Raw genomic sequence first — 10,294 nt, 5'->3', positions numbered from 1 at the left:
GCTGCCATGTCGCGGTACAGAGTCGGTCATCGCGTCGGATGTATGCAACGCATTGTGGCGATTATGCAACAAGTGTGGCCGGGAAGATAATCTTTCCCTGGTAAATTCGCCGAAAGGACGAAGTGACGCTAGAGCCGGATGATTTCAGGTCGGGTCGACCTGAAATCTGAATCCGTTTCTAGATCAAAGAGATAGGGCATGATGTCGTCCGAAAACCGCTTCACACTTTTCGGCATCATGCTCTAGGGCTGCCTGGACGACTTGTAGACGTTGACGCCGAGCTCGCGGATCTTCTTGCGCAGCGTGTTGCGGTTGAGCCCCAGCAGCTCCGCGGCCTTGATCTGGTTGCCGCGCGTCGCCGTCATCGAAGCCAGCACCAGCGGATACTCGACCTCGGCAAGAATGCGCTGGTAGAGGCCGGCCGGCGGCAATTCACCGGCGAAGGAGGCAAAATAGCGCTGCAGGAAATGCTCGACCGCCTGGCCGATCGACAGATCGTCGGGGATGAGCGCGCCGCCGTCCGGCACAACCGGCCTCTCGCCCGTCTTCAGCTCGGACTCGATGATCTCTGAGGAAATCTCGTCCTGCGAGTAGAGGGCGGCCAGCCGCCGCACCAGGTTTTCCAGCTCGCGCACATTGCCCGGCCAGGGGTAGCGCTTCATCAGCTCGATGCCGCCGGACGATATGCGCTTGGTCTGCAGGCCCTCGCTGGCGCCCTGCTTGAAGAAATGCCGCACCAGGTCGGGAATGTCCTCGGAACGCTCGCGCAGCGCCGGCAGCCTGAGCGGCACGACGTTGAGGCGGTAGAACAGGTCCTCGCGGAACAGGCCCTGGTTGATGAGCGTGCGCAGGTCCTTGTTGGTGGCCGCGACGATGCGCACATCCGTCTTGATCGGCGTGCGGCCGCCGACCGTGGTGTATTCGCCCTGCTGCAGCACGCGCAGCAGCCGGGTCTGCGCTTCCATCGGCATGTCGCCGATCTCATCGAGGAACAGCGTGCCGCCCTCGGCCTGCTCGAAACGGCCGCTGGAGCGGTTCTGAGCGCCGGTGAAGGCGCCTTTCTCATGGCCAAAGAGCTCCGATTCGATGAGGTCGCGCGGAATCGCCGCCATGTTGATGGCCACGAACGGGCCGCCGCGGCGGCGGCCATATTCATGCAGCGCGCGCGCCACCAGCTCCTTGCCGGTGCCGGACTCGCCGCTGATCATGACCGTGAGATCGGTCTGCATCATGCGCGCCAGCATGCGGTAGATGTCCTGCATGGCGGCGGAGCGACCGACCAGCGGCATCGTCTCCGGCTGGTCTTCGGCGCGCGCCTCGAGCTTCGGCCGCTTCGGCTCGGCCAGCGCCCGGTTGACGATGTTGAGCAGCTCGGTGAGGTCGAAGGGCTTCGGCAGATATTCGTAGGCGCCGGTCTCGGAGGCGCGGATGGCGGTCATGAACGTGTTCTGGGCGCTCATGACGATGACGGGCAGCTCGGGCCGCGCCTTCTTGATGCGCGGCAACATGTCGAAGGCGTTTTCATCCGGCATCACCACATCGGTGATGACCAGATCGCCCTCGCCCGCCGCGACCCAGCGCCAGAGCGTCGAGGCATTCGAGGTCACGCGCACCTCGTGGCCGACGCGTGACAGCGCCTGGTTGAGCACGGTGCGGATGGCCGCGTCGTCGTCAGCGACCAGAATATTGCCGCGAGCGCTCATTTGCGGTCTCCTTCAGCTTCGTCGCCCGGGCCTTGCGAAGTCTCTTTCCAGGCCGGCATCAGGACGCGGAACGTGGTGCCGCGCGGCGTCGAATCGCATTCGATGATGCCGCCGTGCTCGCCGACGATCTTGGCGACCAGCGCCAGCCCGAGGCCGGAGCCGTTCGGCTTGGTGGTGATGAACGGATCGAACAGGATCGGCAGGATGTCCTCGGACACGCCGGGGCCGTTGTCATGAACGCAGAATTCCAGCGGCAGCGAGACACGGTCCTGGGTTCCAGGCACGGAAACGCGGATGCCCGGGCGGAAAGCCGTCGACAGCACGATCTCGCCCTGCGGGTCGGCGCCGATCGCCTCGGCGGCGTTCTTCACCAGATTGAGGAAGACCTGGATCAGCTGGTCTCGGTTGGCGAAGACCGGAGGCAATGATGGATCATATTCCTCCAAGATCTTGATCCGCCTTGCAAAACCGTTCTTGGCGATCGCCTTCACATGATCCAGCACGACGTGGATGTTGACTGGAAAACGCTCGATCGGCCGCTCGTCGGAAAACACCTCCATGCGGTCGACCAGCGAGACGATGCGGTCGGTTTCGTCGGTGATCAGGCGGGTGAGCGCTCGGTCCTCGTCGGACGCGGAAAGCTCGAGCAGCTGGGCGGCGCCGCGGATGCCGGAGAGCGGGTTCTTGATCTCATGCGCGAGCATGGCGGCAAGCCCGGTGACGGAGCGCGCCGCGCCGCGATGCGTCATCTGGCGGTCGATCTTGTCCGCCATCGACCGTTCCTGGAACATGACGACGACCGAGCCCGGAAACTCCGGCACCGGCGCGACATAGAGATCGACCATCTTCTCGATGCCGAGCCGCGGCGACGACACGTCGACGCGGTATTCGTTGACCGGCGCGCGGCGCTCTCGGACCTGATCGACCAGCGTCAGCAACGGGCTGCCGAACGGCACCAGCTTGGAGAGCGTGTTGCGGGCAAGCATATTCGCGCTGGAGCGGAAGAAGTCCTCGGCATCCGCATTGGCAAACGTGATGAAGCCGTCGGGGTCGACCATGATGACCGGGCGGCGGATGGTGTTGAGCACGATGTTGGCGGCATCCGCCATATCGGGCTGCTGGGGAACATCGGCCTTCATGCCGCGCTCCGTAAGCTGATCGATGGCGAGCTGTCGGCGAACGCGCGGCGCAGCTCGGCGACGACCTCGCGTGGCTCGAAGGACGTCAGGATGCGTTTGCGTTGCCCGGCGCAAACACCGGGAGCGTGGCGATCGAGATACCAGCCGAGATGTTTTCGCGCCTGGCGCAGCCCGCTTTCGATGCCGTGGAGCGCGAGCATGTCCTCGTAGTGCGAGACGACGTAATCGGTTAACTCTTGCGGCGTTGTTGGAATGCCTTGCGCACCCGCGCCGGTGGCGGTCGTGGCGATGCCTCCGGCAACCCAAGGCGCGCCATAGTGCGCGCGGCCGATCATTACGGCGTCGGCGCCGGATTGTTCGAGGATGGCTGCTGCTTCCTCCGGCGAGCCGACATCGCCATTGGCGACCACGGGAATCGAGACCGCTTGCTTGACGCGCGCGATGGCGCGCCAGTCGGCCTTGCCCTGATAGAACTGGCAGCGCGTGCGGCCGTGCACGGTCACCATGCTGACGCCGGCCTGCTCGGCGCGGCGCGCCAGCATCGGCGCGTTGAGCGCGCTTTCGTCCCAGCCGAGCCGCATCTTGACCGTCACCGGCACCGACACGGCGCCGACCACCGCCTCGATCAGCGACAGCGCGTGGTCGAGATCGCGCATCAGCGCCGAGCCGGCATAGCCGCCGGTCACCTTCTTCGCCGGGCAGCCCATGTTGATGTCGATGATGTCGGCGCCCTCGCCCGCCGCGATTCGCGCCCCTTCGCCCATGTGCGCAGCCTCGCGGCCGGCGAGCTGCACCATATGCACCGGCAGGCCGGAATGGCGTATACGCAGGTCGCAGCCTGCCCGCCCCTTGGCCAGTTCGCCGCTCGCCACCATTTCGGACACGACAAGGCCGGCACCGTGCGCATGGGCGCGCTGCCGGAACGGCTCGTCGGTGATGCCGGACATCGGCGCGAGGAAAACCCGATTGCGGATTCTCACGCCGCCGACATCGAGTGGCGATGCCAATGTGGTCAGTTCAGTCATGCACAAAAACCAAGCACGCTCGATCAGTGCACATTCTCTAGCCAGAAGTGAGGCATTGTGCAACGCGCAATGACGTCACATTAAGGCGCATTTTGGAAAAAGCTGGCCTTCGGCCATCACCCCGACTAGAGCATGATGCCGAAAAGTGTGAGCGGTTTTCGGCCGACATCATGCTCTACTTCTTTGATTTAGAGACGGATTCAGATTTCAGGTCGAACAGACCTGAAATCATCCGGCTCTAGGACCGATCGGAATGAGCGAGGCAAGCGAAAGGCAAGCGGCGTCCCCAGGCGGCGGGATCGGGGTGGTGATCGTCGCCGCCGGCCGCGGCGCGCGCGCCGGACAGGCCGACGGTCCGAAGCAGTATCAGCGCATCGGCGGCCGCGCCGTCATCGCCCATACGCTGGATATCTTCCTTTCCCATCCGATGATCGGCCCGGTTGTCGTGGCCATCCATGCCGACGACGCCGAACTCTTCCAACGCGCGGCCGAGGCGCATGGCGATCGCCTTGTCGCCGTTATCGGCGGCCCTTCGCGCCAGGCATCCGTCCGGCTCGGTCTCCTGGCGCTGAGAGAGCAAGCACCCGCAAAAGTGCTGGTGCATGATGCCGTACGCCCGTTCGTCGACTCCGGGCTGATCGACCGCACGATCGAAGCCATCGGCGAGCGCCAGGGCGCGCTGCCGGCGCTGCCCGTCGCCGACACGCTGAAGCGGGAATCGGCCACCGGGATGATCGACGAGACGGTGTCGCGGGCCGGCCTGCATGCCGCGCAGACGCCGCAGGGTTTTCCATTCTGGCCGCTGCTCGCCGCGCATGAGAAGGCGCATCATCTGGGCAAGACCGAGTTCACCGACGACGCGGCGATCGCCGAATGGGCGCAGATACCGGTCAGGATCGTTCCCGGATCGCCGGACAACGTCAAACTCACCTGGGCAAGGGACATCGCATTGGCCGACCAACGGCTCTCGAGCGCGCAGCCGCGCTTCCCGGATATTCGCACCGGCAATGGCTACGACGTGCATGCGTTCGAACCCGGCGACCACGTCACGCTCTGCGGCGTCGCCATTCCCTATGAGCGAAAGCTCTCCGGCCATTCGGACGCTGATGTCGGGCTGCATGCGCTGACCGACGCGCTGCTCGCCACCTGCGGCGCCGGCGACATCGGCACGCATTTCCCGCCCTCGGACCCGCGATGGAAGGGGGCAGCCTCGAAGATCTTCGTCGAGCACGCGGCCAAGCTGGTGCGCGAGCGCGGCGGCCGCATCGCCAATGCCGATATCACACTGATCTGCGAGGCGCCGCGCGTCGGGCCGCATCGCGCGGCGATGACGGAGGCGCTTTCGGCCATGCTCGGCATTGCGCCCGAGCGCATTTCGATCAAGGCGACGACCAACGAGAAGCTCGGCTTTGTCGGACGCGGCGAAGGCATCGCCGCGATCGCCACCGCCAGCGTCGTCTATCCCGGAGAGGTGCCCGCATGAGCAACGCCGAACTCGCCATCGCTTTGCTCCAGGCCTGCCAGCAGCGCGGCATCATGCTGGCGACGGCCGAAAGCTGCACCGGCGGCCTGATCATCGCCGCGCTCACCGACATCGCCGGATCCTCCGCCGTGGTCGATCGCGGCTTCATCACCTATTCCAACGAAGCCAAGATGGAGATGCTCGGCGTCTCCGCCGCCACGCTCGACGCACATGGCGCGGTCTCGCGCGAGACAGTGCTGGAGATGGCGGCAGGCGCGCTGACGCATTCGCAAGCCAGCCTGTCGCTCGCCGTCACCGGCATTGCAGGCCCCAGCGGCGGCTCGGCGGACAAGCCGGTCGGTCTTGTGTGGTTCGGGATTGCGTTGGCCGGGCAACCTGTTGTCGCGGAGCGGCAGCTATTTGGTCAAAAGGGCCGCGAATTCATCCGGCACGAGACGGTGCGGCACGCGCTGCAGCTCGGGTTGCGGGCGTTGGGTCAGGATCGGGCCGGGTGAAGATCAGGCCGGCTTCGCGCCATAGATGACGTCGGCGCGTTTCTCGAAGGCTTCCGAGAACATGCGGAAGGCGCGGTCGAACATCGTACCCATCAGCGCGCCGAGAATGCGGCTCTTGAATTCGTAGTCGATGAAGAAATGCACTTCGCAGCCGCTGTCGGCGGGGTCGAAGCGCCAGATGTTGCTGAGATATTTGAACGGGCCGTCGATATATTTGACGTCGATGGCGTTCTCGTCGGGCTTCAGCAGCACCTGTGTCGTGAAGGTCTCGCGGATCGCCTTGTAGCCGATGCTCATGTCGGCAACCAGGATGGTGCGGCCGTCACGCTCCTTGCGCGAGCGCACGGTGAGCGATTCACAGAGCGGCAGGAATTGCGGGTAGGCCTCGATGTCCGCCACCAGCGCGAACATCTCTTGCGGTGTATGCGCGACGCGGCGTGTCGCCTCGAATTTCGGCATTGAAGGTCAGCTGGCCTTCGCGAGCTGCGCCTCGCGCGCCGCGCGCAGCCTGGCGAAATCCTCGCCGGCATGGTGCGAGGAGCGCGTCAGCGGGCTCGACGCCACGAGCAGGAAACCCTTGGTCTTGCCGATGGTCTCGTAGGACTTGAACTCGTCCGGCGGGATGAAGCGGATCACCGGATGGTGCTTCTTCGAAGGCTGCAGATACTGGCCGATGGTCATGAAGTCGACATTGGCCGAGCGCAGATCGTCCATCAATTGCAGCACTTCGTTCCGCTCCTCGCCGAGGCCGACCATGATGCCGGATTTGGTGAAGATCGACGGGTCGAGTTCCTTGACGCGCTGCAAGAGCCGGATCGAGTGGAAGTAACGTGCGCCCGGACGGACCGTCAGGTAGTTCGACGGCACGGTTTCGAGATTGTGGTTGAAGACGTCGGGCTTGGCCACAACGACGACCTCCAGCGCGCCGTCCTTGCGCAGGAAGTCGGGCGTCAGGATCTCGATCGTCGTCGAGGGCGCCTCGGCGCGGATGGCGTGGATGACATCGGCGAAATGCTGTGCGCCGCCGTCGGCCAGGTCGTCGCGATCGACGGAGGTGATGACGACGTGGCTCAGCCCCATCTGTTTCACCGCGTGGGCGACCCGGGCCGGCTCATCCGGATCGAGCGCGGTCGGGATGCCGGTCGCGACATTGCAGAAGGCGCAGGCGCGCGTGCAGATCTCGCCCATGATCATGAAGGTGGCGTGCTTCTTGTCCCAGCATTCGCCGATATTCGGGCAGCCGGCCTCCTCGCACACCGTCACCAGCTTGTGCGACTTCACGATCTCGCGCGTTTCGGCATAGCCCTTGGAAACCGGCGCCTTGACGCGGATCCAGTCGGGCTTGCGCAGCACCTCCTGGTCTGGCCTGTGCGCCTTCTCTGGATGCCGCGGGCGCGGCGCATTGGCGATCGTGTCGAGAACAGTGACCATCTCAAAAACCCTTCGCGACCGCTGGCATCGCGGCCGCCTGTCTGTCGTCATCTAGGACTTTTCGGAGCAAAGAAAAAGGCCGCGCCGGCGCATGCCGCCACGGCCGTTTCCGCATAGCGGCTTTCGTCCAGCGACGCATTCGCGCGCCTTACCGACGCATTCGCGCGCCTTAGCGGCGAACAAGCCGCCCCACGAAGATCAGCAGGCAGGCGCCGATGAAGCCGGTGATAAGATAGGCGACCCAGCCGACGCCGAAGGCCCCGACATTGAGGGCTTGCAGGATCGCGTTCAGCACCACGGCGCCGACGATGCCCATGATGATGTTCATGAAGATACCGGTGTTGCTCTTCATGACCATCTCGGCGAACCAGCCTGCCAGACCGCCGACGATAATGGCCGTGATCCAGCCGACGCCATTCATATGCATGTGCCAATTCCTCCTCGATCAGGTGAAAATGCATCCGGATACGAACTGCCTTGCCGTCAGCTTTCTCCGGCTGCCGCGTGTGAGTCTCGCCTGACCAATCTAGCACGGATCGGCTATCTATCACCGATTGGTGACTTATCATGCGTTCAAAGCGCGGCCATAGGCGTCGAGCACGCTCTCCTTCATCATCTCCGACAGTGTCGGATGCGGGAAGATCGTGTGCATCAGCTCTTCCTCGGTCGTCTCCAGGTTCATCGCCACGACAAAACCCTGGATGAGCTCGGTCACCTCGGCGCCCACCATATGCGCGCCGAGAAGCTGCCCGGTCTTCTTGTCGAAGATGGTCTTGACGAAGCCCTGGTCCTCGCCGAGCGCGATGGCCTTGCCGTTGGCGCTGAAGGGGAAGCGGCCGACGCGGATATCCTTGCCTTCGGCCTTGGCCTTCGCTTCGGTCAGGCCGACGGACGCGACCTGCGGGCTGCAATAGGTGCAGCCGGGGATCTTCAGCTTGTCGATGGCATGCACGCCCGGGAAATTGGCGATTTTCTCGATGCAGACGACGCCCTCATGCTCGGCCTTGTGGGCGAGCATCGGCGGGCCGGCGACGTCGCCGATGGCGTAGATGCCGGGCACATTGGTCTTACCGTAGCCGTCGACGACGATGCAGCCGCGGTCCGTCTTTACACCGAGCGCTTCCAGGCCGAGATTCTCGATGTTGCCCTGCACGCCGACGGCCGAGATCATGCGGTCGGCGGTGATCTTCTCGACCTTGCCGTCCTTCATCTCGACATGCGCAGTGACCGAATTGGCTGATTTGTCGACCTTGGTCACCTTGGCTTCGAGGATGATCTTCATCCCTTGTTTCTCGAACTGCTTCTGCGCGAATTTCGAGACCTCGGCGTCCTCGACCGGCATGACCTGCGGCAGCAGCTCGACCACCGTCACGTCCGCGCCCATGGTGCGGTAGAAGGAGGCGAACTCGATGCCGATGGCGCCCGAACCCATCACCAGCAGCGATTTCGGCATTTCCTTCGGCACCATCGCCTCGAAATAGGTCCAGATCAGCTTGCCGTCCGGCTCGATGCCGGGCAGCGCGCGCGGCCGGGCGCCGGTCGCCAGGATGATATGCTTGGCGGCGTAGGTGCCCTCGCCCTTGACGCCCTTCGGCACCGGCGGCTGCGGCTCCATCGCCTTCTTGGCGGTCTTCGAGACGACGACCTCACCGGGCTTCGACAGCTTCGCCTCGCCCCAGATGACGTCAACCTTGTTCTTCTTCATCAGGAAGCCGACGCCGTTGTTCAGCCTGAGCGACACTTTTCGGGAACGGTCGACCACGGCGGCCGTGTCGGGGCTGACCTTGCCGCCTTCGAGCTTCAGGCCGTAGTCCTTCAGATGATCCGAATAATGCATGATCTCGGCTGAGCGCAGCAGCGCCTTGGTGGGGATGCAGCCCCAGTTGAGGCAGATGCCGCCCAGATGCTCGCGCTCGACGATCGCCGTCTTGAAGCCGAGCTGGGCGGAACGCACCGCCGTTACATAGCCGCCGGGGCCTGAGCCGATGATGATGACGTCGTAGGATTCAGCCACGGGTTTTCTCCCTGATCTTTCTAAGGGTTAGAGTGAGAGCATGACACGCACGAGCGGTGCCAGCGCCTGGCCGAGCCGCCGCGTGTTCTCGGCATCGAGATGGACGCCGTCGAGCGGCGTGGTGGTGGCGACCGTGCCGGCATCGAAGAAGCCGCAGCCTGCCTCGTCGGCCAGCGCCGAATATTGCGGCGCCAAGCGCTTGGAGGCGTCGTCGCCGCCGGCGAACATTTCCTTGAATTCGGCATTGTCGGTGCGCGTCACCGCCGGCGGCGCGACGATCAGGATCTGCGGCGCCGGCCAGTCGAACGGATAGTCATGGCCGCGCACGATGTCGATCAGCCGCTGGATGCCCTGCTTGGCGGCGACCGGATTGCCGTGGATCCAGGGTTTCATATCGTTGGCGCCGAGCATCAAGATGACGAGATCGAGCGGCGCATGGCTGGTCAGGATCGTCGGCAGGATGCGGGCGCCGTTGCGGTCGGCGCCAGCCAGGTATTCGTCGAAAGCGGTGGTGCGGCCGTTCAATCCTTCGGCGATCACCTCGACACCCTCGCCGAGTGCTGCCCCGAGCACGCTCGGCCAGCGATCTTCGAGCGCATGGCGGCCAAGGCTGCCGGCGTCATAGCCCCAGGTCAGCGAGTCGCCATAGCAGAGAATTGTCTTCATGCGGTTGCCCCACCCTTGCCGAAATCTGACTGCGAGCGCCTGACGCGCCGGCGTGCGAAGAGCTCGCCGGCGGGATCGAAAATGATCAAGGCGAAAAGGCTGGTGACGAATTTCCGCACCGCCTTTTTCCTTCCTAGACCAGCATGCCCATCGGGTTCTCGATCATGCGCTTGAAGGCGCCGAGCAGTTCCGCGCCAAGCGCTCCGTCGACCGCACGATGATCGGTCGACAGCGTCACCGACATCACCGTTGCCACCTTGATCTCGCCCTTCTTCACCACTGCCCGCTCTTCGCCAGCGCCGACCGCCAGGATCGTCGCATGCGGCGGGTTGATGACGG

Annotated in this window: 11 protein-coding genes; 2 read left to right on the top strand and 9 right to left on the bottom strand. The window is 64.4% G+C overall.

What is annotated here, in order from left to right:
• Window positions 1-242 precede the first annotated feature (242 nt).
• The 3 genes from ntrC to dusB are packed head-to-tail and all read right to left on the bottom strand — an operon-like array spanning window position 243 to window position 3,867.
• Window positions 243-1,703, bottom strand: a complete 1,461-nt coding sequence (ntrC, locus tag EOD07_RS10330) for a nitrogen regulation protein NR(I) (protein ID WP_127235366.1) — start codon at window positions 1,701-1,703, stop codon at window positions 243-245.
• Entirely contained in the window at window positions 1,700-2,842 is a 1,143-nt protein-coding gene (locus EOD07_RS10325; RefSeq protein WP_127235365.1) for a nitrogen regulation protein NR(II), read from the bottom strand. The genes ntrC and EOD07_RS10325 overlap by 4 nt, the downstream gene beginning before the upstream one ends.
• Window positions 2,839-3,867, bottom strand: coding sequence for a tRNA dihydrouridine synthase DusB (gene dusB / locus EOD07_RS10320; protein ID WP_127235364.1), 1,029 nt, complete (start codon window positions 3,865-3,867; stop codon window positions 2,839-2,841). The genes EOD07_RS10325 and dusB overlap by 4 nt, the downstream gene beginning before the upstream one ends.
• Window positions 3,868-4,120: 253 nt before the next feature.
• On the opposite strand from dusB, the gene EOD07_RS10315 reads away from it, so the two are divergent.
• Window positions 4,121-5,350 (top strand): bifunctional 2-C-methyl-D-erythritol 4-phosphate cytidylyltransferase/2-C-methyl-D-erythritol 2,4-cyclodiphosphate synthase, encoded by a 1,230-nt coding sequence (locus EOD07_RS10315; protein ID WP_127235363.1) that lies wholly within the window; start codon window positions 4,121-4,123, stop codon window positions 5,348-5,350.
• Window positions 5,347-5,844, top strand: coding sequence for a CinA family protein (locus tag EOD07_RS10310; protein WP_040982925.1), 498 nt, complete (start codon window positions 5,347-5,349; stop codon window positions 5,842-5,844). Before EOD07_RS10315 ends, EOD07_RS10310 begins: the two co-directional genes overlap by 4 nt.
• Before the next feature lie 3 nt (window positions 5,845-5,847).
• On the opposite strand, the gene EOD07_RS10305 is transcribed toward EOD07_RS10310, so the two are convergent.
• The 6 genes from EOD07_RS10305 to EOD07_RS10280 all read right to left on the bottom strand — a co-directional run.
• Window positions 5,848-6,303, bottom strand: coding sequence for a type II toxin-antitoxin system RatA family toxin (locus EOD07_RS10305; protein WP_040982927.1), 456 nt, complete (start codon window positions 6,301-6,303; stop codon window positions 5,848-5,850).
• Between the two features lie 6 nt (window positions 6,304-6,309).
• A complete protein-coding gene (lipA, locus tag EOD07_RS10300) occupies window positions 6,310-7,275 on the bottom strand; it encodes a lipoyl synthase (protein ID WP_127235362.1) in 966 nt (321 codons plus the stop codon).
• Between the two features lie 169 nt (window positions 7,276-7,444).
• Window positions 7,445-7,702, bottom strand: a complete 258-nt coding sequence (locus EOD07_RS10295; protein WP_127235361.1) for a GlsB/YeaQ/YmgE family stress response membrane protein — start codon at window positions 7,700-7,702, stop codon at window positions 7,445-7,447.
• Window positions 7,703-7,840: 138 nt separating this feature from the next.
• Window positions 7,841-9,289: a dihydrolipoyl dehydrogenase gene (lpdA, locus tag EOD07_RS10290; RefSeq protein WP_127235360.1), complete on the bottom strand. Its 1,449-nt coding sequence runs from the start codon at window positions 9,287-9,289 to the stop codon at window positions 7,841-7,843.
• A gap of 27 nt (window positions 9,290-9,316) precedes the next feature.
• Window positions 9,317-9,955, bottom strand: a complete 639-nt coding sequence (locus EOD07_RS10285; protein WP_127235359.1) for an SGNH/GDSL hydrolase family protein — start codon at window positions 9,953-9,955, stop codon at window positions 9,317-9,319.
• 133 nt (window positions 9,956-10,088) lie between these two features.
• Window positions 10,089-10,294, bottom strand: a 206-nt coding sequence (locus EOD07_RS10280) for a 2-oxo acid dehydrogenase subunit E2 (RefSeq protein ID WP_206519449.1), incomplete at its 5' end; no start/stop codon positions are given.

The organism is Mesorhizobium sp. M2C.T.Ca.TU.002.02.1.1 (genome assembly GCF_003997225.1).
Note: the sequence above shows the minus strand (reverse complement) of the source record. Positions and strands in the feature narration are given on the sequence as shown.

Excerpts from the sequence above, each read along its gene's own strand:
- lipA (WP_127235362.1), bottom strand. The coding sequence starts at position 7,275 with ATGGTCACTGTTCTCGACACGATCGCCAATGCGCCGCGCCCGCGGCAT.
- EOD07_RS10325 (WP_127235365.1), bottom strand. The coding sequence starts at position 2,842 with ATGAAGGCCGATGTTCCCCAGCAGCCCGATATGGCGGATGCCGCCAAC.
- EOD07_RS10285 (WP_127235359.1), bottom strand. The coding sequence starts at position 9,955 with ATGAAGACAATTCTCTGCTATGGCGACTCGCTGACCTGGGGCTATGAC.
- EOD07_RS10315 (WP_127235363.1), top strand. The coding sequence starts at position 4,121 with ATGAGCGAGGCAAGCGAAAGGCAAGCGGCGTCCCCAGGCGGCGGGATC.
- EOD07_RS10295 (WP_127235361.1), bottom strand. The coding sequence starts at position 7,702 with ATGCATATGAATGGCGTCGGCTGGATCACGGCCATTATCGTCGGCGGT.
- EOD07_RS10310 (WP_040982925.1), top strand. The coding sequence starts at position 5,347 with ATGAGCAACGCCGAACTCGCCATCGCTTTGCTCCAGGCCTGCCAGCAG.
- ntrC (WP_127235366.1), bottom strand. The coding sequence starts at position 1,703 with ATGAGCGCTCGCGGCAATATTCTGGTCGCTGACGACGACGCGGCCATC.
- EOD07_RS10305 (WP_040982927.1), bottom strand. The coding sequence starts at position 6,303 with ATGCCGAAATTCGAGGCGACACGCCGCGTCGCGCATACACCGCAAGAG.
- dusB (WP_127235364.1), bottom strand. The coding sequence starts at position 3,867 with ATGACTGAACTGACCACATTGGCATCGCCACTCGATGTCGGCGGCGTG.